Annotated in this window: 17 protein-coding genes and 1 pseudogene; 7 read left to right on the top strand and 11 right to left on the bottom strand. The window is 63.9% G+C overall.

Going from position 1 to position 24,159, the window contains the following annotated elements; all coding sequences use genetic code 11:
* Window positions 1-65 precede the first annotated feature (65 nt).
* Together kynA and kynU are read left to right on the top strand one after the other, a co-directional pair.
* Window positions 66-926 carry a tryptophan 2,3-dioxygenase gene (gene kynA / locus DU505_RS21220; RefSeq protein ID WP_114480967.1) on the top strand — a complete coding sequence of 287 codons (861 nt, stop codon included), beginning with the start codon at window positions 66-68 and terminating at the stop codon, window positions 924-926.
* A gap of 14 nt (window positions 927-940) precedes the next feature.
* Window positions 941-2,191 (top strand): kynureninase, encoded by a 1,251-nt coding sequence (kynU, locus tag DU505_RS21225; protein ID WP_114480968.1) that lies wholly within the window; start codon window positions 941-943, stop codon window positions 2,189-2,191.
* A 76-nt stretch (window positions 2,192-2,267) separates the two neighbouring features.
* Here kynU and DU505_RS21230 read toward each other — a convergent pair whose 3' ends face one another.
* The 8 genes from DU505_RS21230 to DU505_RS21265 form a co-directional block, all read right to left on the bottom strand.
* Complete coding sequence (locus DU505_RS21230; protein WP_114480969.1) at window positions 2,268-4,652, bottom strand: putative bifunctional diguanylate cyclase/phosphodiesterase; 2,385 nt, start codon at window positions 4,650-4,652, stop codon at window positions 2,268-2,270.
* 122 nt (window positions 4,653-4,774) lie between these two features.
* Complete coding sequence (locus DU505_RS21235; protein ID WP_114480970.1) at window positions 4,775-7,279, bottom strand: EAL domain-containing protein; 2,505 nt, start codon at window positions 7,277-7,279, stop codon at window positions 4,775-4,777.
* Complete coding sequence (nosR, locus tag DU505_RS21240) at window positions 7,272-8,639, bottom strand: response regulator c-di-GMP phosphodiesterase, NosR family (RefSeq protein WP_114480971.1); 1,368 nt, start codon at window positions 8,637-8,639, stop codon at window positions 7,272-7,274. The genes DU505_RS21235 and nosR (DU505_RS21240) overlap by 8 nt, the downstream gene beginning before the upstream one ends.
* 244 nt (window positions 8,640-8,883) lie before the next feature.
* Window positions 8,884-10,095, bottom strand: a complete 1,212-nt coding sequence (nosR, locus tag DU505_RS21245) for a response regulator c-di-GMP phosphodiesterase, NosR family (protein WP_181872900.1) — start codon at window positions 10,093-10,095, stop codon at window positions 8,884-8,886.
* An 83-nt stretch (window positions 10,096-10,178) separates the two neighbouring features.
* Entirely contained in the window at window positions 10,179-10,661 is a 483-nt protein-coding gene (locus tag DU505_RS21250; RefSeq protein ID WP_114480973.1) for a peroxiredoxin, read from the bottom strand.
* Between the two features lie 51 nt (window positions 10,662-10,712).
* Window positions 10,713-11,132 (bottom strand): GFA family protein, encoded by a 420-nt coding sequence (locus tag DU505_RS21255; RefSeq protein ID WP_114480974.1) that lies wholly within the window; start codon window positions 11,130-11,132, stop codon window positions 10,713-10,715.
* Between the two features lie 164 nt (window positions 11,133-11,296).
* On the bottom strand, window positions 11,297-12,397 hold the full coding sequence (locus tag DU505_RS21260) for a histone deacetylase family protein (RefSeq protein WP_245948119.1): 1,101 nt from the start codon (window positions 12,395-12,397) through the stop codon (window positions 11,297-11,299).
* A gap of 108 nt (window positions 12,398-12,505) precedes the next feature.
* The gene (locus DU505_RS21265) at window positions 12,506-13,417 is read right to left on the bottom strand and encodes a LysR family transcriptional regulator (RefSeq protein WP_114480976.1); all 912 of its coding nucleotides are present in this window, start codon (window positions 13,415-13,417) and stop codon (window positions 12,506-12,508) included.
* Between the two features lie 238 nt (window positions 13,418-13,655).
* On the opposite strand from DU505_RS21265, the pseudogene DU505_RS21270 reads away from it, so the two are divergent.
* The 4 genes and pseudogenes from DU505_RS21270 to DU505_RS21285 all read left to right on the top strand — a co-directional run bounded on the left by DU505_RS21270 (window position 13,656) and on the right by DU505_RS21285 (window position 18,315).
* Window positions 13,656-14,603: pseudogene (locus DU505_RS21270) on the top strand (TAXI family TRAP transporter solute-binding subunit).
* Between the two features lie 22 nt (window positions 14,604-14,625).
* Complete coding sequence (locus tag DU505_RS21275; RefSeq protein WP_114480977.1) at window positions 14,626-16,545, top strand: TRAP transporter permease; 1,920 nt, start codon at window positions 14,626-14,628, stop codon at window positions 16,543-16,545.
* Window positions 16,542-17,930, top strand: a complete 1,389-nt coding sequence (locus DU505_RS21280; RefSeq protein ID WP_114480978.1) for an acyclic terpene utilization AtuA family protein — start codon at window positions 16,542-16,544, stop codon at window positions 17,928-17,930. The genes DU505_RS21275 and DU505_RS21280 overlap by 4 nt, the downstream gene beginning before the upstream one ends.
* Window positions 17,917-18,315 (top strand): AtuA-related protein, encoded by a 399-nt coding sequence (locus DU505_RS21285; protein ID WP_245948121.1) that lies wholly within the window; start codon window positions 17,917-17,919, stop codon window positions 18,313-18,315. The genes DU505_RS21280 and DU505_RS21285 overlap by 14 nt, the downstream gene beginning before the upstream one ends.
* A 78-nt stretch (window positions 18,316-18,393) precedes the next feature.
* On the opposite strand, the gene DU505_RS21290 is transcribed toward DU505_RS21285, so the two are convergent.
* The 3 genes from DU505_RS21290 to DU505_RS21300 form a co-directional block, all read right to left on the bottom strand.
* Window positions 18,394-19,671, bottom strand: a complete 1,278-nt coding sequence (locus DU505_RS21290) for a nitrate regulatory protein (RefSeq protein WP_114480979.1) — start codon at window positions 19,669-19,671, stop codon at window positions 18,394-18,396.
* Window positions 19,672-19,890: 219 nt separating this feature from the next.
* Window positions 19,891-21,243 carry a NarK family nitrate/nitrite MFS transporter gene (locus DU505_RS21295; RefSeq protein ID WP_114480980.1) on the bottom strand — a complete coding sequence of 451 codons (1,353 nt, stop codon included), beginning with the start codon at window positions 21,241-21,243 and terminating at the stop codon, window positions 19,891-19,893.
* A 317-nt stretch (window positions 21,244-21,560) separates the two neighbouring features.
* Window positions 21,561-22,289 (bottom strand): murein L,D-transpeptidase catalytic domain family protein, encoded by a 729-nt coding sequence (locus tag DU505_RS21300; RefSeq protein ID WP_114480981.1) that lies wholly within the window; start codon window positions 22,287-22,289, stop codon window positions 21,561-21,563.
* Between the two features lie 165 nt (window positions 22,290-22,454).
* Here DU505_RS21300 and DU505_RS21305 point away from each other — a divergent pair, with 165 nt between their 5' ends.
* Window positions 22,455-24,137, top strand: coding sequence for a L,D-transpeptidase family protein (locus DU505_RS21305; RefSeq protein WP_245948123.1), 1,683 nt, complete (start codon window positions 22,455-22,457; stop codon window positions 24,135-24,137).
* Window positions 24,138-24,159 lie beyond the last annotated feature (22 nt).

The raw sequence follows: 24,159 nt of genomic DNA on the forward strand, positions 1-24,159 counted from the left end.
GCGTAGACTGGCAATAGCATGGATGGACAGCCAACAACGCAGCGTGAGCCAGGAGGGCCCGACGGATGGTCGAACGCAATACCCGCCGACCGGCAAAAGGCCGAACGGTGGAACTGGACGGTGAAGCCGTCCACTGGGATCAGGACATCAGTTACGGCCAGTACCTGCAGCTCGAGCCGCTGCTGGCCTGCCAGCAGCGCCGCTCGGAGCAGCACGACGAGATGCTGTTCATCGTCATCCATCAGGTTTCCGAGCTGTGGCTGAAGCAGTGCCTGCATGAAGCCCACGCAGCAGCGGCGCATATCGCTGAAGAACAGCTCGCTCCCGCCTTCAAGATGCTCGCGCGGGTGGCTCGCATCCAGGAGCAGATGATCCATGCCTGGGAAGTGCTGGTCACCATGACGCCGGCGGATTACGCCAGTTTCCGTGACAGCCTGGGGCAGAGTTCGGGGTTTCAGTCCTATCAGTATCGGGAGCTGGAGTTCCTGCTCGGCAACAAGAACCCGAGGCTGGTCGAGGTCCACCGGAGCCATCCGCAGCATTACCAGCGGCTAAGCGAAGTGTTGCATGCGCCGAGCCTCTACGACATCAGCCTGCAACTGCTGGAGCGGCGCGGCTTCACCATTCCCCGCGGTTGCGTCGACCGCGACTGGTCGCAGCCCTACGAGCCTTGTGATGCGGTGGAGCAGGCCTGGGCCGAGATCTATCGCCAGCCACAAGCGCATTGGGACCTCTACGAGCTGGCCGAGAAGCTCGTCGATACCGAGTACAATTTCCACAAGTGGCGCTTCAGCCATATGAAGACGGTGGAGCGTATCATCGGCTACAAGCCCGGCACCGGCGGTACCGGCGGTGTCTCTTTCCTGGTCAAGGCGCTGGACCTGCAGTTCTTCCCGGAGCTTTGGTCGGTCAGGACCACCCTGTGAGGAGTGACGAACCCATGGAACCGGTAACCCCATCCAGCCGCGCCGATCTGGCGCGACTGGACCACGACGATCCCCTGGCCGAGTATCGCGACCGTTTCGTACTGGAAGAGGGGCTGATCTATCTCAACGGCAACTCCCTCGGCGCGCTGCCCCGGGCGGCCCTGAGCCGGGCAGCCGAGGTGGTGGAGCGGGAGTGGGGGCAGGGACTGGTACGCAGCTGGAATCGTCACGACTGGGTATCGCTGCCCGAGCGGGTCGGCGACAGGGTCGCGGCACTGATCGGTGCCGAGCCCGGCGAGGTCGTGGTGGCCGACTCCACCTCGGTCAACCTGTTCAAGTTGGCGGCGGCGGCGATCCGCATGCGCCCGGGGCGAGGCAAGATCGTCTCCGAGCCGGGCAATTTTCCCACCGATCTCTATATTCTGCAGGGACTGGAAGGCTTCCTGCAGGGCGAGGTGCGATTGGAAACGGCGCCCAGGGAGGTGCTGGCCTCCCACATCGATGAAGACACCGCCCTGGTGGTGCTCACCCATGTGCACTACAAGTCCGGCGAGCTGTTCGATATGGCCGCCATCACCGCTCGGGCCCACGAGGTCGGCGCCCTGATGCTATGGGACCTCAGCCACAGCGCCGGGGCGGTGCCGGTAGACCTGAACGGCGTGGGGGCCGACTTCGCCGTGGGCTGCGGCTACAAGTACCTCAACGGTGGCCCGGGAGCGCCTGGCTACCTGTTCGTGGCGCGCCGTCACCTGGCTGATTTTCACCAGCCGCTGAGCGGTTGGTTCGGGCACACCGAACCCTTCGCCATGCGTGACGACTACCAGGCTGCCGATTCCATCAAGCGCGGCCTGTGCGGTACCCCCGGCGTTCTCGGCACGGCGGTGATGGAGGTGGGTGTCGAACTGCTGGCCTCGGCGGACATGGCGCTGCTGCGGGCCAAGTCCCGGCGGCTTGGAGAGCTGTTCATCCAGCTGGTCGAGGCGCACTGCGACGGCATGGGCTTTGCGCTGGCATCCCCCCGGGATTCCGAGCGGCGGGGGAGCCAGGTATCGTTTACCCACGAACACGCCTATCCGATCATGCAGGCCTTGATCGCCCGCAATATCATCGGCGACTTCCGGGCACCGGATATCCTGCGCTTCGGCTTTGCGCCGCTCTATGTCCGCCATGTCGACATCTGGGACACCGTGCAGGCCCTGGTCGACATCATGGCCACGGGCGCGTGGAAAGAACCGCAGTTCCGGCAGCGCAGCGCGGTGACCTGAGAAGGGGGGGAGCGAGTAGGGTTCTCTTCAACGACGGCCCCTGCGCCTGCCACGGACATGAGCGGGGCCGTAAGGCTCATGTCGTCTCGGCAAGCAGCGTCTCGAAACGACAGGGTCGGTGCACACCAAAGCCCTGGGCATAGTGCACACCCATCTCACGCAACAGCTCTAGCGCTTCGTCGGTCTCGACGAACTCGGCGACGATTATCTTGTTCAGGGTCTGGCCGATCTCATTGATGGCACGCACCATGGCCAGGTCGGTGTCGTCATTGGCGATATCGCGAACGAAGAGGCCGTCGATCTTCAGGCAATCCACCGGCAGTCGACGCAGGTAGCCGAAGGAGGAGAGGCCGGCGCCGAAGTCATCCAGGGCGAAGGTGCAGCCACGCTCGCCCAATTTCTCCATGAAGGACGTGATATCGAGCAGGTTCTTGACGGCTGCGGTCTCGGTAATTTCGAAGCAGAGCTTCTCGGCGGGCAGCGCGTGGCGTTCGAGGGTATCGACAACGAAATCATGAAAATCGGGTTGGTCGAAGGAACGGCCCGACAGGTTGATATGGCAAGCCTCCAGGCGTGCCAGATGCTCAGGATGGCTCGCCAGTTGGGCGCAGACATGCTCGATCACCCAGCGATCGATCCGATGGGCGGCGCCGAAGCGTTCGGCTGCCGGCAGAAAGGCGCCGGGAGGAATGGTCGCACCCTCTTCGTCGATCAGACGCACCAGCACCTCGTACCGGAGCGTCTCCGGCTGCGTCAGGCTGACGAGCCGCTGGGCATCGAGGAAGATACGCTGCTCGGCCAATGCATCGTGGATGCGGCTCAGCCACTCCATTTCACCGCGTCGCTCGGCCAACTGGCGGTCGTCTTCATGGATCAGATGGACGCGGTCGCGCCCCTGCTCCTTGGCCAGGTAGCAGGCGATATCCGCCGCTCGCAGCAGGCTGCCGGTGTCGGCACTCTCCGAGGTAACCGACACGACGCCGATGCTGCAGGTGGGGCTGAAGGTCGTCTCTTCCCAGGCGAAACTGGTCTCGGCAATGGCCTGGCGCAGTTTTTCGGTGATGGGGCGGGCACGGTCCAGATTGCAATCTTCCAGGATGATAGCGAACTCATCGCCGCCCAGCCGGGCCAGCTGATCCCCTTCGCGCAGGTTGCGCTGCAGGAGATCGCTCATCTGTCGTAGCAGTTGGTCGCCGGCGGCGTGGCCCGAGGTGTCATTGACGATCTTGAACTGGTCCAGGTCGATAAAGCACAGGGCATGAATCGAGTCTTCGGTGCGTGCCTGCCGCAGGGCTTCGGCGAGGCTGCGCTCGAAGGCGCGCCGGTTGGGCAGGCCGGTCAGGGCGTCATGCGTCGCCTGGTGGTTGAGTTCGACGGAGAGTCGCCGGGATTCGGAAACATCTTCGACGATCGCTACGTAACGGGGGTGGTAGGCGGAGGTTTCCTGCATGCTGGAGACCGTCAGCTTGACCCATACGGAATCCCCATCGCGGCACAGCAGGCGCTGTTCGAGGGTGTAGCTGTGGATATGCCCGGCCTGTATGTCGCGGCGCTGTTCGCGGCCGATCTCCCAGTCGTCGGGGTGAACGAGATCGTGATAGCGGATACCCATCAGCTGCTGTTTCGGGTAGTGCAGGATCTCGCAGAGGGCCTGATTCACGTCGACCAGATAGTCATTCGCATCTACCTGGGCCATTCCCACGGCGGCTTGATCGAAGGTGGTGCGGAACTTGCGCTCGGCAGCGGTGATCGTGCGCAGCAGCTGCCACCCCAGCAGTCCGGCGATAAGCCCCAGGGTCAGCAGGAACCCCACACTGGCATAGGAGAGCAATCGCCCTGTTACGCGTGAGGCATCGGTCATGGCGCGGCGAAAGTCCTCGGTGAGCGGTGTTAGCCTACGGTTGATGTCAGCCAATTGAGCGCGTAGCGAGATGATTTCGGTCATGGAGGGCTCGGGCCCCTGCCATTCACTTTCGAGCTGGCCGGCGAGTGCCTGCAGCGCCAGCACATGGGTGTCACTGGTTTGCCAGAGCTGAAGCGGTTTTCGAAACAGCGAGGAGTCACCAAGATGGCGGTAAAGCCAGATCATCCGGCTTATGTCGCCAGGGTGGTTCAATCCCTGAAGGAAACCTTCACGCGCCGTCGCCAGATCCGGCGGGGTGGTTTCCAGAGCACGCCGGGCACGAAGCCCCCCAAGCGGAACGGCAAGCCAGCTACGAGCGTGTTCCAATTGTTCGGGAGCCCCCGTTTCGGCGTAGCTATCCAGATGGAGTACTGTCGCCAGCTGTGCGCGGGACCAGGCGCTCTGCCCGCCGATATACGCGGCTATTGCCGACTGAATCTGGACAACGGCGACACTGAAGCCTGCGGCCAGCGCTGCCACAAGCAACAGGCCAAGGGTCAGACCGACCGCTTTCCCCTTGTAGGTCTTTCCACGCGCAGGCTTCGTCCATGGTCGCATCGCCGTCTCTCTGTTTCGGTATCTCTTACTGTAGCAACCTGGCTATTGAGCCGGGTGCGGTCGTTCAACGGTTTCATGTTGGTGCCAGGCGGGGGTACGACACGCGAAGTCGGCCGCCTGCTTCACTCGGCCGCTGGACTCTTCATGCTTCGCATCCGTACCTTGAGCATGGCCGCCTCGCGAAAGGCCTGCTGGACCACCAGCCGCAGCTCGTCGTCGTCCCATGGCTTGGTGAGAAACTTGTAGATGGCGCCTTCGTTGATGGCGGCGGTGACCGTCTTGAGGTCGGTGTAACCCGAGAGCACGATCTGGATGGCCTGGGGGTGGAGCTCCTTGACACGCTTGAGGAATTCCGTACCGCTCATCTCGGGCATGCGCTGATCGCTGATGACGACGTGCACCTCCTGGGTGGCCAGCAGTTCGAAGGCCTGCTGGGCGCTGTCGGTAGCGAGGATGCGATAGCCGTCACGACGCAGCGCGCGGGTCAGGGAGCGCAGGATATTGGGCTCATCGTCGAGCAGCAGCAGGGTCTGGCTACTGGCACTGCCGTGCTCGTCGTTCTGCTGCAGCTGACTCGCGGCCTGGTTCTCATGCAGGAAGGTGATCAGATCATTGATGGGCATGGGGCGGGCAAAGTAGAAGCCCTGATAGAGATCGCACATTTTCTTGCTGAGGTAGGCGTAGTGGGCCTGGGTTTCCACACCCTCGGCAAGCACCTTCAGCTGCAGCTGGCTGGCCATGGAGATGATGCCCTGGACGATGGCGGCGTCGCGGTGATCGCTGATGACTTCCCGTATGAAGGAGCGATCGATCTTGATCTTATCGATGGGCAGGTATTTCAGATAGCTGAGACTGGAGAAGCCGGTGCCGAAGTCGTCGAGGGCGATACTGATGCCCAGGCGGCGTAGCGTCTGGAGGATATCGATGGCTTTCGTGGTGCTTTCCATCAGGATGTTTTCCGTGAGCTCCAGCTCGAGCAGGGGCGCTGCGAGCCCTGTCTTTTCCAGCGTCTCCAGTATGCCCGGCACGAAATTGGCCCGATGGAATTGCATGGGCGACACATTGACCGCCATGACGTACTCCCCAAACCCCAGGGCATTGAGCCGAACGTTGTCGTGGCAGGCGGTGCGCAACACCCACTCACTGATGGGAATGATCTGTCCGGTATCTTCGGCCAGGCCAATGAACTCGGCCGGCAGGATGTAGCCACGTTCGGGATGATGCCATCGGATCAATGCCTCGAAGCCGATGATTCTGCCGGTGGCGTCATGGACCTGCGGTTGATAGTGCAACTCGAACTGCTGCTGGTCGATGGCATGCTGCAGGGCATTGCGCAGCATGACTCGTCCGCTCACCCTCTTGTTGAGGCCCTCGGTGTACCACTGGTACGTATTGCGGCCCTGACGCTTGGCCTGGGACTTGGCCTGATCGGCTTGCTGGATCAAGTGCGAGGGTTTCGCCACGCCATCCGGGTCCAGGGCGATGCCGATGCTGGCGGTCAGGTGCAACTCGCTCTGTTCGATCCGATAGGGGCGAGCCACGCTGGCCAGCAGGCGCTCGACGATGAGGAGGATGTCACCTGGGTCGGTCAGCAGGATGGCGAACTCATCGCCGCCGCAGCGGGCCACGGTATCGCTGGCGCGTACCTGCTTGACCAGCCGAGAGGCCACTTCGACCAGTATCTGATCGCCCAGCACGTGGCCGAGGCTGTCGTTGATCGACTTGAAGTCGTCCAGGTCGATATAGAGCAGGGCGACACTCCCGACATGGTGTCGAGCAGGGCGATAGCACTGCTGCAGACGCTCCTCCAGGAGCGCGCGGTTGGGCAGTCCGGTGAGGGAATCGTGAGTGGCATTGTGCGCCAGGCGCGACTCGTAGGCGCGCTGGGTTGAAATGTCGTTCTGTACGCCGATGAAGTGGCTGACCTCGCCGTTCTCGTCGAGCACCGGAGAGATATGGAGATCGTTCCAGAAGAGCGTGCCATCCTTGCGATAGTTGCACAGGGTGGCGTGGGTATAGCGCTTTGCGGCAATGCCGCGCCGGATGACCGCCCGTGCCTCGGGGTCGGTATCGGGTCCCTGCAGGAAGCGACAGTTGCGGCCTATGACTTCCTGTCGAGAGTAGCCGGTGATGTGTTCGAAGGCCGAGTTGACATAGATGATCGGCAGATCCGGGTGATCGGCTTCGGCAATGATGACCCCATTGACGCTTGATTCGATGCCGCGCTCCAGGATGTGCAGCCGCTGTTCGTCATGCTTGCGCTGCGTGATGTCCCGCGCCACCACATAGATGACCGCTTCCGTTCCCAGGTCGGCATTGACCTCTACCCAGAGTATGTCCCCATGAGCGTCACGAACGCGCACCTCCAGGGCGTGGACTCGCTGACCGATCTTGATTCTCTCGATGGCAGCGTCGACCACAGGCTGGTCTTCCGCCACGACCAGCTGGCTGTAATGGTGGCCGACAAACCACTGCTCTGAATAGCCAAGCAGCTGCTCGAAGACGGCATTGGTCTGCAGGAACCGACCTTCCAGGTCGATCCGACAGAACAGGTCCAGCGAGAGGGTGAAGAACTGATCGCGCTGGCGCAGGGCTTCGCGCAGTTCCCGCGTGCTGCGATCAGGCATCGTTCTCACCGATTTCAGGCTTGCAGACCATCAGCGTATAGCCGGTGCCTTCGACCTCTTCGAGCTTGCGCAACTTGTCGATCAGGTGCTGGGTCAACTCCTTGCCTTCATTGAGCAGCAGGATGCCGGTTGCCGAGTGGATATCCTGTCCCAGGATCATGCCCGGCTCGAGTTGACGGGTTTCAAGCGACAGCATGGTCTTTCCGGCCTGGCCCAGGTCCGGAGCCTGGTCGACGCAGAGTGTGATGAAGGCCTTGCACAGGCTGGGGTCATAGACCCGGCCAGCAAGCTTGCGCATCAGGTCCAGGGCCTGCTGGCGCGGGACCTTGCGGGGGAGGATCATGCCGCGCTGGAGCTCGATGAAGTCGACTGCCAGCGCCAGCAGACGCGACCCGTAGGGTATGGACTCGCCCTCGAGGCGGTTGGGGTAGCCGTCCCCATTCCAGTGTTCCCGGTGATGGCGAATGAGCCGGGCGGTTCCCTGCAGGTGCTCCAAAGACATCAGCAGGCTTTCGCCGGTTTCCGGATAGCGACGATAGGCCTTGCGCTCCTCGCCGAAGAGGCGCTCCGAGGGGGTGGTCAGCATGTGGTCATTCCAGGCCAGCTTGCCGAGATTGTACAAGGCGGCCGACATGAGCAGGTCACGCCGGAGTTCGCCCTCAAGCTCATGGGTATCGGCAAACGCCTGGATCAGGTCGCCGACCTGAGCATTGGCGTGCAGGTGGCGCGGCATGCGCTGGGTGATGAGCGACGAAAAGACCCGAGTGGCCATGACATAGCTGTGCTTCAGTTCGTCATAGGCGGTGTCCAGCATGTCGGCGATCTGCTTGAGCTCCTGGGTGCGCGCCTCGACGCGCTGTTCCAGCGTGGCGTTGAGCTCGATGAGTTCCTGGTTCTGCTGCTGGGTCAAGGCTTCAAGGCGTTTCTGTTCGCGCTCGGCCAGTTGATGGGCGACGGCCTGGCGAAGCGTAAGGCGCAGCTTGTCGTCGTCCCAGGGTTTGGCGATGTAGCAATAGATATGGCCTTCGTTGATGGCGCGGACTGTGGCCTGCATGTCGCTCTGTCCGGTCAGCAGCACTCTGATGCAGTCCGGTGACAGTCGGTTGACCCGGCTCAACAGTTCCGCACCGTCCATGTCAGGCATCATGGCATCGGAAACCACCAGGTCGACGCTCTCCTGTTCCAGTATCGCCAGCGCCGCTTCGCCACCGCTGGCCGTCAGCACGCGATAGTTTTCACCACGCAGCACTCGTTTGAGAGAAGAGAGGATATTGGGCTCATCGTCCACCAGCAGCAGGGTGGCCTCGGGCGCCGGAGGTGCCGCAGGACCGGGAAGGGTCTGGTTGGCTTCAGCAGTCATGGTGAGCCCTCCTCCTGGTCGACGCCGTGGGGATGCTTGACTGCAGCAGCTGTGGATTCGCCTGCTTCAGGGCGCATAGCGACCGGCTCACGCGGGCTGCATCGTTATCCTGCATATCGACTCCCCATCCTGGTGGAGCAATCTATGCCAGAAGCGGCATGATCCTCACTCTTAGATCGGCAGGTGGGCGCCCGGCTTGAGGCTTACTTGGGAAAATTCTTCCGGCGTGTGTTGGCAGAGGGGCTCAGGAAAGGCCCTTGGCGAGGGGCCTGTCGGGCTGGTGGCTGAGGCTGTCCGGCGCGATCGCGGATGCCGTGGTCACTGCCAGGTCTGGGGCCTGCTCGAGGCAGAGTTGGATGAAGGCGGCACACAGCTCGGGGTCATAGACACGCCCCGAGAACTTGCGCAGGAGTTCCAGGGCCTGCTGACGCGGCAGCTCGCTCGGCAGGATCATGCCACGCTGCAGTTCGACGAAGTCGACGGCAAGCCCCAGCAGTCGAGCCCCGTAGGGGATGGCGTCCTGCTCCAGCTGGTCGGGGTAGCCGCTACCGTTCCACCGCTCGTGGTGATGACGAACGAGCCGGGCGGTTCCCTGAAGCGGGTCCAGCGACATGAGCAGGCTTTCACCGGTTTCGGGATAGTGCTGGTAGGCTTTCTGTTCCTCGCCGAACAGGCGTTGAGAGGGGGTGGTAAGCAGGTGGTCGTTCCAGCTCAGCCTTCCCAGATTGTAGAGCGACGCTGCCATCTGCAGGTCGCGTTGTAGCTCGCCGTCAAGCTCATGCACCTCGCTGAAGGCCTGGACCAGGGCGTAAACCTGGGCATTGGTCTGCAAGCGTTGGGGCAGTCGCTGGTTGATCAGCGATGAGAACACCTGGATGGCAGCAACATGGCTGCGCTCCAGTTCGGCATTGGCGGCATCCAGCATGGCGGCAAGTTGCTCCAGCTCCTGGCTACGCGCCTCGAAGCGTTTTTCCAGGGTGGCATTGAGCTCGCTCAGCTCCCGGTTCTGCTCCCGGGTGAGTGCCTCGAGCCGTTTCCGCTCGCGTTCGGCCTGCTGGTGGGCGAGAGCCTGGCGCAGCGTCAGGCATAGCTCCTCCGCCCTCCAGGGGATGCCGATGAAACTGTAGATATGCCCCTCGTTGATGGCACGCACGATGGCGTTCATATCGCTCTGGCTATCGAGCAGTATGCGCAGACAATGGGGCCAGCCCTGCTGGATGCGGTTCAGGAGGTCGATACCACCCATGTCGGGCATGCGCGCGTTGGCCATGACCAGGTCGATCTCTTCGGCATCCATCAGCGTCAGTGCGGCTTCGCCACCGTTCGCCGTCAACAGGCGGCAGCCCTCCGGCTGCAGGGTCTCCGTGAGAAGCGCGAGGGTATCGCCATCGCTGTCGACCAGCAGCAGCGTGGCGCGAAGAGGCTGACTTTCCCGTTCTGCTTCCTGTGTCGACACTGGTATTTCTGCCTGCGCTATATCGTCTCTGTGACTATCGGTTGGCGACATCAGCCCCTCCCGGCTGCCGGTTGAGCGGGAAGCTAGAGATTCGCCAGCACCGCGTCGACGCTGCTCTTGTCGACCACGCCGCGTTCGGTATCGACACCGATATACTGCACCACGCCATCGTCGGCAATCAGGGCGTAGCGCAGACTGCGCAACCCCATGCCGGCGGAACTCCGGTCGTTCTCCAGGCCTGCCGCTCGTGTGAAGTCGGCATTGCCGTCGGCCAGCATCAGGATAGCCTGGGCATTCTGGTCCTTCTGCCAGGCCCCCATGACGAAGGCATCGTTGACCGAGAGGCAGGCCAGGGTATCGATGCCACGCGTCAGCACCTCGTCGGCTTTCACCACGAAGCCTGGCATGTGCGTATTGGAGCAGCCCGGAGTAAAGGCACCGGGTACGGCGAAGAGCACGACACGCTTGCCCGCGAACAGCTCACCGGTGGCGATATCTTCAGGACCGTCTGGCCCGTTGGTCTTGAGGGTGACGTTCGGGATGGTGTCGCCTACGGAAAGAGGCATGCATTGACTCCTGGGTTGAGGGGCGGCCAGCTGTCGAGCAAGTGACTGCGTTCAACTGCCCTGGTAGGCGTCGAAAACTTCCTGCCCGGTCATGTTGTGGGTTTCGTTGGCGAAGGTATAGTAGTTCGGCTTCTGGTCGATGAAGATCTGGCTATCGAAGGACCAGGCCTCGCCGCCGTCGACCAGGCCCACCGGGATGGCATAGTGGTCGCCGGTCTTCAGGCGGTAGAAGAGATGGGTCCCGCAGCGCTGGCAGAAGCCCCGTTCGGCCCACTCCGATGAGGCGTAGACCGTGATGTTCTCCTCGCCTTCGATCTCGACTTCGCTGACCGACTCCAGGGCCAGCATCGGGCCGCCGCTCCAGGTCCGGCACATGCTGCAGTGACAGGCACCAAGGTTCTGCTTGCGGGCGACTACGCCGAGCTGTACGGCACCGCAAAGGCAGCTTCCACGTGCGGTCATCCCATCCATCGTCGCTTCCTCCCGATTTCGGTAGGCGTTTCATCGCGAGCCGTCACCCGGCTCCAGTTGCTGTCGACATCGACATCGACATCGACATTGTAGCGGTTTGTCCATGCGTGGGCCTGTGTCCCGTTTCAACCCTGACCATCACTCGGCGACTTTTCAGCCAACGCTTATTCCTTCGCCGAGAAGGCCGGGCTATGGAACTTGGCTGCCACTTCCACCTCGGCCAGGCCAGTGAGGCCGGGCTCCGGGGCCTCGGCGCCGGCGAGCACCGACAGCACCGTTCTTACGCCGCGGGCCAGGGAGAGCAGGTGATATCCCCCTTCCAGCACGAAGACCAGCCGACCGTCACAGTGCTTTTGGGCCAGGTCCTGCAGCATGCGCGTCATTGATGCGAAGCCCTCGTAGGAGACATTGAGCGCCAGGTCGAAAGGATGAGGGTCGAACCCGACCGATACCAGGATCAGGTCCGGTTGGAAGGAGTTCGTGGCGGGGACCAGGATGTCTTCGAAGGCCTTGAGGTAGGCTCGGTCGCCGGCTCCTGCCGGCATGGGCACATTGACGGTGGTGCCTTCACCAAGGCCCACGCCGACGTCCTCGAGGTTGCCGGTGCCGGGATAGAAGGGGGAGGCGCGGTGGATATCGAAGAGCATCACATCGGGGTCGGCCCAGAAAATGTCCTGGGTGCCGTTGGCATGATGGGCATCCCAGTCGACGATCAGTACGCGCTCGCAGCCGAGCTCGGCCCTGGCATGGGCCGCTGCGACGGCCACGTTGTTGAACAGGCAGAAGCCACGGGCGCGGACGGGTTCGGCGTGGTGGCCGGGCGGACGGACCAGGGCGAAGGCGCTCTGGGTTCGGCCCTCGATGACGGCTTCCACCGCGGCGATGGTCGTGCCGGCGGCCACTTCTGCCGCTTCGACGCTACCGGGAGAAACGGCGGTGGTGTCGACGTCGAGCCAGGCATTGTGGCCGCGCAGCTCGAAGACATGGTCCAGGTAGGAGCTGGTGTGGACTCGCCCCAGCTGCTCGCGAGTGGCAGCTTTGCCACCTTCGAATAGCAGGCCGGGAACCGGTTCGAGTTCGAGCAGCTGTCGAATGGCGGTCAGCCGCCCGGCATGTTCCGGATAGACCCAGGGAACATTCAGTGCCGACAGTAGTTCGCGCACACGCCGATCCATGCGTCCCGGCAGGAAAGGGGCATCGGAATCCGGTTTATGTGCCAGGACTCTCTCATCGTAGAAGGCGGTTACTTTGGTTGCATCGGTCACTGGCAATACTCCTTGCAATGGCGCTGTGGAAATTGAGCGGTACAGCGCTTCATCCATATGGGCAAGGATAGTCGAGGGAATGGCGATATGTCGTTTTCTGGCGGGGGGTCATGGCGAAGAGATGGCCTCGGCCGGCACGGCACATTCCTGAATCATGGCGTGGAGCGCCGCGGCGGCCGCCGAGAGGGCGTCACGCGGGCGCATCACGACCCCCAGTTCGCGGCGGATGGTCGGCGTCACCAGGGGGCGGTGGTCGATGCCTTGCGAGGCGATCTGGCGAAAGCTGAGCGAGGGCAGCACGCTGATCCCCAGGCCGGCGGCCACCATGCGGCCTACCGTGGCGATCTGGCTGGCATCGCAGAGGATATCCAGTGGTTGGCCCACTTCCGCCATGATGCGATCGATATCCTGGCGTGAGCTGGATAGACGATTGATGCCGATGAACGGCTGTCTCGCCAGCTGCGCCCACTCGACGCTTGTCTGCGCAAGCAGCGGGTGTCCCAGGGGGCAGACGGCGACGTAACGATCCACGAGTACGCGTTCGAAGACGAGATCCTCGGCATCCTGGGGCGACACCGACAGCCCCATGTCGGCGCGTCCCTCGCGCACCATCTGGTTCACCTGCTCGGCCAGCACGTCGTGCAGGCTCAGGTTGATGCGCGGGTAGTGGGCGTGAAAGTTGGCGATGATCCCTGGCAGCAGGCCGGCGGCCAGCGTAGGCAATGCCGCCACGGTGACCTTGCCCCGCTGCTTGGAGAAGCGCTCGCCGAGGTCGGCGAAGGCTTCGTTCCAGTCGTTGAGCAGACGTACGGCTACCGGGAGGAAGGCGTCGCCCTCCGGGGTGAGCGCCAGTTGGCGGGTGGTGCGTGAAAACAGCGGGCCGCCCACGGTCTCTTCCAACTTGCGGATGGCGATGGAGATGGCCGGCTGGGACAGGTGAATACGCTCGCTCGCCTCGGCCAGGCTGCGGGAGTGGGCGACGGCGACGAAGGCTCTGAGTTGTTGAACGCTTGGATTCATTTATAAAGTAAAACACACTTTAAAAACTATTCAATATACAAAATAGTCGACGCCCACCATCCTGCTATTGGGCGCTTCCACCCGCCTCTCATCCGGTTTGCCAAGCAACCATGCCGGTATCCGGTTCATCACAGCCAGTCACCGCAACAAGCCATCACAACAAGCCATCACAACAATGAGCCCGCGATCGGGCCAAGGAGCCACCATGAAAACGCCAATCAAGACGATGCTCACCGCCATGGCCGCCAGCGTCGGCGTGCTTGCCGCCGCGTCTGCCGTCCAGGCCAACGAACGCCTGCTGATCGGCTCGACTTCGAGTTCCTCCAGCCACTACGGTTACTTCGTCGCCGTCAATCAGATCATCAACAGTGAGGTCGACGGTGTCAGTGCGTCGGTTGCCGAGACCGGCGCCACCGTGGACAACCTGCGTCGCCTCGGCCGCAACCAGATCGACATGGGGCTGGTGACCACCAACACCGGCTACCACGCCTATGCCGGCCTCGAGGATTTCGACGGCCGCCCCGTGGATAGCCGCCTACTGTGGGTCTATACCGTGGCCCCCCAGAACGTGGTGATGCGCGAGGATGCCGGGGTCACCACCCTCGAGGAACTCGAAGGCGTGCGCTTCAACCCGGGCATTACCGGTTCGGCCACCGAGAGCACCACCGAGGCCGTACTCGAGTAGCTCGGCATCGCGCCGGACTATGTGCGCGGTTCCACGACCGACGTCGTCGACTCCATCAAGGACGGCCGTATCATGGGCTATGCCAAGTCCGGCGTCGGCAATCGCCTGGATGGGTCAACCATGGATATCGCCACCTTTACGCCGATCAGCGTGCTGTCGCTTTCCGACGAGCAGGCCGAGACGCTGCGCGCCGAGATGCCGGACGTGGCCATCGTCGATATTCCGGAAGGCGCCGGCGAGGGCATTCCCGCCTATTCCACCTGGGCCTTCGGCGTGGCCGTGCACGCCCACCCGGACCTCGACGAGGAGACCGCCTACCAGATCGTCAAGGCGGTGATGGAGAACCCCGAGCCCCAAGCCAACGCCTTCTCCGCGGTGCGTGACGCGGATCTCGCCGGGATGACCCTCGAGGTGGGCACCGTGCCGCTGCATGCCGGTGCTGCCCGTTATTTCGAGGAGCAGGGCCACGAGATTCCCGATGCCCTGAAGCCTGCCCAGTAACGGCGATCGATAGGTGCCTGCCATGCGCGCGAACCTGACCAAAGTGCTGGCCCTGCTGCTGGGCGGGCTGATTCTCTATACCTCGGCCACCGGCCCCTTCGAGAGCCTGGTCCAGCGCAGCGTCTTTCTCGCGCTGGTGATCCTGCTGGGGCTGGTCGTCTACCCACTGGGGGCCGGCAAGCGCTGGCGCCCGCTGGGGTTGACCGTCGACCTGGCCCTGGCGGTGGGCGTAGTGCTGGCCTGCGGCTACGTGGCCATGAATCACGACCATATTCTGGTGGAGCTGCCCTGGGCATCGGCCCAGGACATGCTGTTCACCGGCGTATTGCTGGTGGCCATCCTCGAGCTGTCGCGCCGTGCCATCGGCCTGATCTTCCCGCTGCTGGTGATGGCGGGGCTGGCCTATGCCTGGCTGGGGGCCGCCATTCCCGGGCCGCTGGGGCACCGTGGCTTCGATGTCTACTACATCACCGAGACCATCTACCTGGGAGACCTGGGCGTCTGGGGCATGCTGGTGGGCGTGGCGGCCACGACCATTGCCGCCTTCGTGCTGTTCGGCTGCCTGCTGCTGCACACCGGCGGCGGACAGACCTTCATGGACATGGCGCTGCGCATCAGCGGCCGCTCGCCGGGCGGGGCCGCCAAGGTGGCCACCGTGGCCTCGGGGTTGTTCGGCATGGTCAGCGGCAGCGCGGTGGCCAATGTGGCCACCACCGGCAACTTCACCATCCCGATGATGAAGCGGCTCAACTATCCGCCATCCTTCGCCTCCGGCGTGGAGGCGGTGGCCTCCACCGGCGGTCAGATCGCTCCGCCGATCCTGGGGGCGGCGGCCTTTATTATGGCCGAGATCCTCGGCGAGAGTTACCTGCGTATCGCGCTTGCCGCGCTGCTGCCGGCGATCCTCTTCTATCTGGGGGTCTTCCTGACCATTCACCTGGTGGCGAAGCGCCGCAATCTCCAGGTGGTGCCCGACGACGAGCTGCCCACCTGGCCCGAAGTGCTTCGCCCCGAGCGGATCATCCCGATCCTGGCGGCGCTGGGCGGGCTCTTCTACGGGGTACTCAGCGGACGCTCGATCCAGATGGCGGCCTTCTACGGCATCCTGATGACGATCCTGACCTTCGTGCCCTTCGCCTTGCTGGCGAAGATGCCGCTGCGCGAGATAGCTGGCAAGCTGCTCTCGGGCCTGATGGATGCCGGCAAGGGCATGGTGATCATCGGCGTGTTGCTCGCCGGTGCCCAGATCCTGGTGGCGATGATCGGCATGACCGGTATCGGCGTGACCCTGGCCAGCCTGATCGTCAATGTCGGCGGCGAGTCGCTGTTCCTGGTGGCCTTCATCGTCGGCGGCGTGTGCCTGATTCTGGGCATGGGCATTCCCACCACCGCCGCCTATGTGCTCGTGGCATCGGTGCTGGCGCCGGCACTGACCACCATTGGCGTCGAGCCGCTGATCGCCCACCTGTTCGTGTTCTACTTCGCCACGCTGTCGGTGATCACGCCGCCGGTGTGCGTGGCCGTGTTCGTCGCGGCGGGCATTGCCGGCACCAACTGGCTGCCGGCGGCGGGGGAGGCCGTGCGCCTGGCGGCGGCGATCTACGTTATTCCCTTCCTGCTGCTGATCTACCCGGCCCTGGCCGGCTTCGGCAGCGCGGTCGATATCCTGCTGGCCAGCTCCCAGGGCGTGGTGTTCGTGCTCGCCTTCGCGTCGCTGATGTCGCGGGTAGCGATCACCGGCAGCCGTATCCTGGACGTGGCGGGGCTGCTGCTGGTGGCCGGGCTGGCGCTGACGCCCGGCTGGTTGACCACGATAGGCGCCCTGCTGGTGCTGGCGGGGCTTTATGCCCGTAACCGACAGCGGATTTCATCGACGGCCCACGCTTCGGGTTCAGGCACGTCGAAGCCCCAGGGCGTCCAAGCCAAGGAGACGCACCCATGACCTTCCTGTTGGGTAGCGGAGCCGGCTTTTCCGGTGACCGTACCGATGCGGCGATTCCCGTCGTGGCCGAACTGATTCGCCGCGGCAAGCCCTCGGCCCTGGTCTTCGAGACCTTGGGGGAGCGCACCCTGGCCGCCGCGCATCGGGCCATGCGCGAGGCTCCCGACGCGGGATACGAGCCCCTGCTGGCCGAGCTGCTGGCATCGGTGCTGGGCGATTGCCTGAGCCATGGCATCACCATCCTCGGCAACTTCGGTGCCGCCAATCCGGATGGCGCCTGCCATGTGGTCGCCGAACTGGCCGGTCGCGCTGGCTTTCCCCAGGCGCAGATCGGCCGGGTCCATGGCGATGATATCCGGGCGCACCTTTCCAGCCTCGACCTGCAGCGCTGGGAGGCGGAAAACCGCGAGCTGCCCGATGAGGAGGCGCTGATCTCCGCCAACGTCTACCTGGGCGCGGTGCCGCTGGCCGAGGCGCTGGCGCTGGGAGCCGAGGTGGTGGTGACCGGGCGGGTGGCCGACCCGGCGCTGTTCCTGGCCCCCCTGGTGCACCATTTCGGCTGGGCCTGGGACGACTGGGATCGCCTGGCCGCCGGCATGATGGCCGGCCACCTCGCCGAGTGCGGCGCCCAGGTCAGCGGTGGCTATTTTGCCGATCCGGGATACAAGAATGTGCCCAACCTGGCGACGGTGGGTTACCCGATCATCGAGGTGGAGGAGGACGGCAGCCTGGTGGTCACCAAGCCCCCGGGCACCGGCGGCTGCGTGACCGAACGCACCGTCAAGGAGCAGCTGCTCTACGAGGTCCACGATCCGGCCAACTACCTGACGCCCGATGTGGTGGTGGATCTCACTTCCGTCGCGGTCAGCCAGGTCGGCCCCGATCGGGTGGCGGTCAGCGGCATTCGCGGCAAGCCGGCGCCGCAGCGGTTGAAGACCACGGTCTGCTACGAGGGTGGCTGGCAGGGCGAGGCGGAAATCTCCTATGCCGGACCCAACGCCCTGGCCCGGGCGCAGCTCGCTGCCCAGGTGCTGCGCGAACGGCTGACGTTTCGTGCGCCGCCGGAGCTGCGTACGCGGCTGGATATCGTCGGTCTTGCCAGCGTTTTCGACAGCGATGCCGGCGACCTGCAGCGCACGATGCCAGGCAGCGCCAGCGGCGACTACCGCCTGCGGCTGGCCGCGGAACATGCCGAGCGCCGCTGGGTGGAGCGTGCCACACAGGAGCTGCTGGCGCTCTACTGCGCCGGTCCCGCAGGGGGCGGCGGCGTGCGGCGCCACTTCCAGCGGCGGGTATGCACGGCCTCCTACCTGGTCAAGCGCAGTGACGTGGAAGCCTTTGCCACGCTGTTCGAAAAAAGGAGCCACTACCATGTCGCCAGTTGAACCGACCCCGGTGTCACCCTCCGAGCGGCCGTCGGGGCAGCCCCTCGACGACAGCGTCACGGTGCCGCTCCATCGCCTGGCCCATGCCCGTGCTGGCGACAAGGGAGACCGCCTCAACCTGGCGCTGTTCGCCTACGATCCGGATCACTACGCCCTGTTGCTGGAGCAGGTCACCGAGGAGCGCGTGCTGGCGCTGTTCGCCCACCGCGGAGCCAGCCGAGTGCGACGCTACCCGATGCCGGGCCTGGCGGGGATGAACCTGGTGATAGACGACGTGCTGCAGGGTGGGGTCAACGGTGCGCTCAACCTGGACGGCCACGGCAAGACGCTCTCGTTCCTGCTGTTGGCAATGCCGGTTTCGGTGTCGTCGATATCCCAGGATTGACGTCAATGCGATCATCCGGTGGTGCGGGGCGTAAACGGTGCGTAACTGATCCTTCGTGCACCACCCGTGTGCCGAGTGTCATGGCTGCTTCAGCAGGATGTCGGACAGCCCGAGTATGGTCGTGGCGAGTTCGCTCATGCTCTTGCCCTGGTCCATGGAGGACTTGCGCAGGAAGCGATAGGCCTCCTCTTCCGTCATCTGCTGGCTGGCCATGATCAGGCCCTTGGCGCGATCCACCAGCTTGCGTTCGCGCAGCGTCTTGCGAGTCGTCTCCAGATCGTCGCTGATACCCTGCAGGCGACTCGCCTGGGCACGCATCAGGTCGATCAGGGAGCGGTTGAGGGGCGAGTCCATGAGATGGACGGTCAGTTCGCCCAATTCCTGGGTGGCGTTGCCGTCGAAGAGTTCCACCAGCTGCTGGCAGGCGGGCGAGGGGCTGCCGGTCGCCAGTTCGGCATGCAGGTTTTCCGGCTTGGCAATGGTCTCGCGGGTGGCGACGACCTTCTTCTGGCACAGGGTTGCCAGCTCCCGGTTCAGGTAGTCTTCGACCTCCTTGATGGCATCGATGCGGCGCGTCGTCAGTTCGTACCAGGTCTCGCCCAGAGAGCTGGCGGGTTCCGTCAGCGGATCGCTACGACCTGCCATCTCGCGTAGCTGGTGGATGCCGGCCAGGGTGCGGCCGGGCATCTGTTGCTCCCAGTACTGGCGCGCCTTCGGCGTGGCAAATTCCAGGAAGGTATCGAAGCAGCGCTGCTGGGCTTCGATCAACTGTTGCAACAGCTGCCGGTGGGGCTCATCGAACCCGGTGGCCGTGAAGCCGACAGCCCCGCAGGCGCGCTCCTGGCCTGCCAGCTCCTTGCCCTGCATCAGATGGAAGATGCCCACGAGGGCAAGAGTGATATCCGGGTCCCTGGCGGTATCGGCGGCGTCGAAGACCACCGACAGCAGACCACTGATCAGGCGATTGAAGAGCACGGTCGCCTCATCGGGAAGTATGCGCAGGGCTTCGATCTCGCGTCTCAGCTCGTTCAGCCGGTCGAGTCCGTGCCAGACATGGGCGATCCGGCTCAGTAGCCGGGCGCTGGTGGCGAGACGACCACCGCTCTTGCCCAGGATGTCCAGGCGTTGTCGCATGGCCTGCTCCATGCAGAGGCAGTCCTGGATCTGCTCTCGGCGCCGGTCGGCGAAGCGCTCACCCCGGGAGGCGAGGTAGACGTTCGATGCGCCGCGTTCCTTCTGCAGACCATGAATGAAGTGGCTGGTATCTCCCACGAGTTCGCAGATCGTGGCGAGGTGGAGCAGGTCGTCGATTTCGCAGCGCTTGGCTGCCAGCAACAGCTCTTCTGCAGGGGTCATTGACAGGTTACTCCTCTGATCGGCGCCCTGGCCGGGCCACGTCTTCGTTCTTGAATGGCTATGACTTTGAATGGCAATAACTGCGCAGCAATATTCGCGCCAATCCATTGCCATTGATGAGAAGCGCCACGAACGGGAAGCGATAGGGCAGACGAAGACCGCCGCTTCAGGGAGCGGCGGTCGAGCGGGGCAGGTCCCCAGGGCCATGGTCGCGGTGGATCAGCGCAGCGACAGGGCGCCAGCACCGGTGTCTTCGCCCACGGCATCCTGGTAGGCGGCTGCCTCTTCGGCTTCGGTCTCCGGGGAGAAGCGCACCAGCAGGGCGCATGAGGCCAGCACCAGCACGGCCAGTCCAAGGTAGAACAACCCCTGCTGATAGGTGATCGCTTCCGAACGGAACAGGAAGGCGGCCGCCACGGCCCCCACGTTGCCGCCGGCACCGACGATGCCGGCCACGGCGCCCAGGGCCTTCTTGTTGATGAAGGGCACCACGCCGTAGGTCGCACCTTCGGCCATCTGCACGAAGAGGCTGAACACCAGCATGATGCCGATGGCGTAGGAGAGTACGTGCATCTGCGAGAAGGCGACCAGGGCGATGCCTTCACAGATCAGGGCGATGAAGAGCCAGCGGACCCGGCCCTTGAGCCCGCCGTTTTTGGCGAACAGGTCGGAGAAGATGCCGCCCATGGTGCGGGCGAAGACGTTCATCAGCCCGAACAGCCCGGCGATCATGCCGGCAGTGGCCAGCGTCAGGTCGAAGTTATCGAAGAAGTAGATGGCGGCAATGTTGTTGATGGTCAGCTCCACGCCGAAGCAGATGGCATAGACCACGAACAGTGCCCAGACGCGGATGTCCTTGGCAGCCGCCAGGAAGGTCTGACCGGCACCGCTGTCGCCGTTGGCCTGGGGAAGCTCGCCCCGGGCGCGCAGGTCCTCGAAGTTGCCGTTGGGGGCATCCTGGGTGAAGCGGTAGTAGCAGATGCCGGTGATGAACAGCACCACGCCGGGCACCACCATGGCCAGGCGCCAGCCGAGCGTCTCGCTGACACCCAGCATCAGCAGGCCTGAGAAGATCAGGGGCATCAGGATCTGGGTGGTACCGCCACCCAGGTTGCCCCAGCCGGCGCTGGTGGCGTTGGCGGTGCCGACCACGTTGGGTGCGAACATCATGGTGGTGTGATACTGGGTGATGACGAAGGAGGCGCCAATGGCACCGATTGCCAGGCGTGCCAGCAGGAAAGTCTCGAAACTGTTGGCAAAGCCGATACCCATCACCGGAATCGAGCCCAGGATCAGCAGGCCGGAGTAGGCCTTGCGCGGCCCGATGCGGTCGCAGAGCACGCCGATCAGCAGGCGAACGATCACCGTGATGGCAACCGACGCGATGATGGTGTTGCCGATCTGGGTCTGGGTGAGGGAGAGGTCCTCGCGGACCACCGCCATCAACGGGGCGATACCGAACCAGCCGAAGAAACAGAGATGGAAAGCGAACCACGAGAAGTGGAAGGCCCGCATCTGCGGGGTACTGAAGTTCAACAGGCGAATCCTGTTGGCCTTGTTGAGGATTTCCATGAGTCAGGCCTCGCGCTTGATGGGTAGCGATTACGGAGAACGTGTCCTTCATCGTTGAAGGTCAGGTTCGACGCACTCGTACTCCGGAGAGCCTGGTCTACGCCTACCACTGGTTGATCTGCATCAAGCAAACGACTTGCCACCATCCGCTTTGTTTTTTTATTTCATGGGATTAGGGGGGATTGCCGCGCTCCGTAAGCGGCAATCGCGGCTGTCGGAGTGTGGCGATGGTGCAGTGCAAAGCGCCATGCCCCGCGATGGTGCTGCGGGCCCAGTGCTGATGGCGAGGTGGCGAAAACGAGGTGAGGTGCGAGCGCTCAGTTCATGGCCAGTTGGTGGCCATCCTTCTGGCAGGCCAGGAAGGCGGAGCTTTCCAGCCACTCCGAATCGGGGTAGTAGGCGAAGAGGTACTGGTCTTCCTTGATGCTGTCGATCAGCGGGTAGGTGACTTCCTGGCGTACGGCGGGGCAGCCCTGGCTGCGCCCCAGCCGGCCGGTCTTCTCGATGAAGGCCTCGCTGACGTAGTCGGCACCGTGGATGACGATGGCGCGCTGGTAGGCGAGGTCATTGATGCCTTCCTCAAGGCCTTCCAGGCGCAGCGAATAACCATTGCGGCCGTAGTAGCTGTTCATGGTGCGAAACAGGCCCAGGCTCGACTGGTGGCTGCCGTAGACATTGGAAAAGACCTCAGCCATGGCATCCCCCGTACCCTGGCCGTGAGAGACCAGTTCCTCGAACAACAGTCGCGGCTCAGCGAGGTCAAAGACCCATAGGCGCGGCTCTGTCGAGGGGCGGGAAAAATCGATCACCGCCAGGCGCTGGGCATTCGGTTCGGCGCAGGCCAGGGCATTGGCGGCGAGCCGGAGCACAAGGGGGTCGGCATCTGGCGCCAGCCGGGTCAGGGTGGCATCGAGGGAGGTGCCATGCTGCGGGCTGTAGACCAGGGCCTGGGTGAGAAAATCACCGGCCTGAGCGACAGGTGCGGCGAAAAGCAGGGTGGCAAGCGCGGTGCAGGAGAGTCGTGGTAGCGTGAAGTAACGGGTCATGGCCGGCCTGTATGCAGCTCGTCAGGCCGTGTCGCACAATGCCATCGGCGACACGGCCCAGGTAGAGGGTACGGAGCCAGTGTCCTTGGGCTCCGGATAAAAGCACTATTATGAAGGCATGGGCCAGGAAGGCCAGGGCGTCTATCAACGGATTAGGGGAACATCATGCGGGTATTTGTCACGATCGGGTTTGTATTGGCTCTTGTGTCGGGAATGGCGGGGGGCGGCCAGGTCGAGGCGCCGGCGATCGGCAGGGAGGGTGCCGGTGATGGCGATTCGGTATCGCAAGTCATCTCACGCCTGGTCGAGGACGAGGGGAGTGCCCTGCAGGCCTTCTACGACGCACGCAGCCATCGCCCGGCCTGGCATGATGGCGAGTCGGTGGCGGCCTTCGCTGCGGCGCTGCACACGCTCGATACCGATGGGCTCATCCCTCAGGATTATCAGGCCGATGGCCTGGTGGCTGCACATCGCGAGGCCTATGCCGAGGGAGGTAGCGATGGGGGTAACGCTGGGGGTAACGCTGGGGGTAACGCTGAGGGTAACGAGAGAGAGGCGCGATTCGACCTGCATGTCAGCCGTGTGTTGCTGACGGCGCTCACCCACCTCCAGCGGGGCAAGGTGGATCCGCGCGCCATCGACGGTGATTGGGATATCCCGATAGAGGCCGCCGAGCTGGATCCGACAGCCATTTCCCGGGCGGTGGATGCCCAGCGCTTTGAGCAGGCCTTTGCCGAGGCGCGTCCCGCCTATGCGCCCTATGAGCGACTTCGCGCCGGCCTGGCCCGCTATCGAACCCTCGAGCGACTGGGCGGGTGGGAGAGCCTGCCCGCGAGGCAGCGGGCGCTGCGGCCGGGGGACATCGATGATGATGTGGTGCTGCTGAGGGAGCGCCTGGCCATCATGGGCGAAGTCGAACTCATGGCTGCCACCATCGAGGCCTTCCCTGGGGGCGTGATCGAGGGGCCGGATCCGCGGCACTATGACGCCAAGCTCGAAGCGGCAGTGCGTCGCTTCCAGCGACGCCATCTGCTGGAAGGAGACGGCATCGTCGGCCAACAGACCCTGGCCGCCTTGAATGTGCCGGTGGAGGATCGCATCGATCAGATTCGCTTGAACATGGAGCGTGCTCGCTGGCTGCTGCATGGCCTGCCGGAATCCTTCGTGCTGGTGGATATCGCCGGCTACCGGCTCAGCTACTTCCGTCCCAATGGGGAGATCTGGCGTTCGCGGATCGTGGTGGGGCGCCCCTATCGGCGCACACCGTCGCTGCGCTCGGAGATCACTCACATGACCGTCAACCCGACCTGGACGATCCCGCCGACGATCCTGCGTGAAGACGTGCTGCCCGCGGTGCGTCGGGACCTGGGCTACCTGTGGCGGGAGCGAATCCAGGTGCTCAGTCCATCGGGCGCGCCGCTGGATCCCTGGGAAATCGACTGGTCGCGACCGGGAAACGTGGTGCTGCGCCAGAGCCCCGGGCCGCATAATGCGCTGGGGGAGCTGGTGATCCGCTTTCCCAATGAGCATATGGTCTATCTGCACGATACCCCGTCCCAGGGCCTCTTCGCCCGGGAGCAGCGTGCCGCCAGCTCGGGCTGCATTCGGGTGGAGAATATCGCGGAGTTTACTCAACTTCTGTTCGACGACACCGACAGCGGCCACGACGTGCGGTCGCAGATCGAGCGCGGGGAGACCCGCAATGTGCGGCTTGCGGAGCGCGTGCCGGTGATCCTGCACTACTGGACCGTGCATCCGTCAGAAGATGGCCAACTGGCCTTTCGACCCGACATCTATGAGCGCGACGATGCGCTACTGCGGGCGCTGGATCGGCCGTTGGCGCTGTAGGTCAACGTGCGGGGAAGGCCCC

It is taken from the genome of Billgrantia montanilacus (assembly GCF_003336675.1).
Classification (GTDB): Bacteria; Pseudomonadota; Gammaproteobacteria; order Pseudomonadales; family Halomonadaceae; genus Halomonas; species Halomonas montanilacus.

What these genes read in the sequence shown, in the direction of transcription:
- kynA (WP_114480967.1), top strand. Translation starts at nt 66, where the DNA reads ATGGTCGAACGCAATACCCGCCGACCGGCAAAAGGCCGAACGGTGGAA.
- kynU (WP_114480968.1), top strand. Translation starts at nt 941, where the DNA reads ATGGAACCGGTAACCCCATCCAGCCGCGCCGATCTGGCGCGACTGGAC.
- DU505_RS21230 (WP_114480969.1), bottom strand. Translation starts at nt 4,652, where the DNA reads ATGCGACCATGGACGAAGCCTGCGCGTGGAAAGACCTACAAGGGGAAA.
- DU505_RS21235 (WP_114480970.1), bottom strand. Translation starts at nt 7,279, where the DNA reads ATGCCTGATCGCAGCACGCGGGAACTGCGCGAAGCCCTGCGCCAGCGC.
- nosR (WP_114480971.1), bottom strand. Translation starts at nt 8,639, where the DNA reads ATGACTGCTGAAGCCAACCAGACCCTTCCCGGTCCTGCGGCACCTCCG.
- DU505_RS21250 (WP_114480973.1), bottom strand. Translation starts at nt 10,661, where the DNA reads ATGCCTCTTTCCGTAGGCGACACCATCCCGAACGTCACCCTCAAGACC.
- DU505_RS21255 (WP_114480974.1), bottom strand. Translation starts at nt 11,132, where the DNA reads ATGGATGGGATGACCGCACGTGGAAGCTGCCTTTGCGGTGCCGTACAG.
- DU505_RS21265 (WP_114480976.1), bottom strand. Translation starts at nt 13,417, where the DNA reads ATGAATCCAAGCGTTCAACAACTCAGAGCCTTCGTCGCCGTCGCCCAC.
- DU505_RS21275 (WP_114480977.1), top strand. Translation starts at nt 14,626, where the DNA reads ATGCGCGCGAACCTGACCAAAGTGCTGGCCCTGCTGCTGGGCGGGCTG.
- DU505_RS21280 (WP_114480978.1), top strand. Translation starts at nt 16,542, where the DNA reads ATGACCTTCCTGTTGGGTAGCGGAGCCGGCTTTTCCGGTGACCGTACC.
- DU505_RS21285 (WP_245948121.1), top strand. Translation starts at nt 17,917, where the DNA reads ATGTCGCCAGTTGAACCGACCCCGGTGTCACCCTCCGAGCGGCCGTCG.
- DU505_RS21290 (WP_114480979.1), bottom strand. Translation starts at nt 19,671, where the DNA reads ATGACCCCTGCAGAAGAGCTGTTGCTGGCAGCCAAGCGCTGCGAAATC.
- DU505_RS21295 (WP_114480980.1), bottom strand. Translation starts at nt 21,243, where the DNA reads ATGGAAATCCTCAACAAGGCCAACAGGATTCGCCTGTTGAACTTCAGT.
- DU505_RS21300 (WP_114480981.1), bottom strand. Translation starts at nt 22,289, where the DNA reads ATGACCCGTTACTTCACGCTACCACGACTCTCCTGCACCGCGCTTGCC.
- DU505_RS21305 (WP_245948123.1), top strand. Translation starts at nt 22,455, where the DNA reads ATGCGGGTATTTGTCACGATCGGGTTTGTATTGGCTCTTGTGTCGGGA.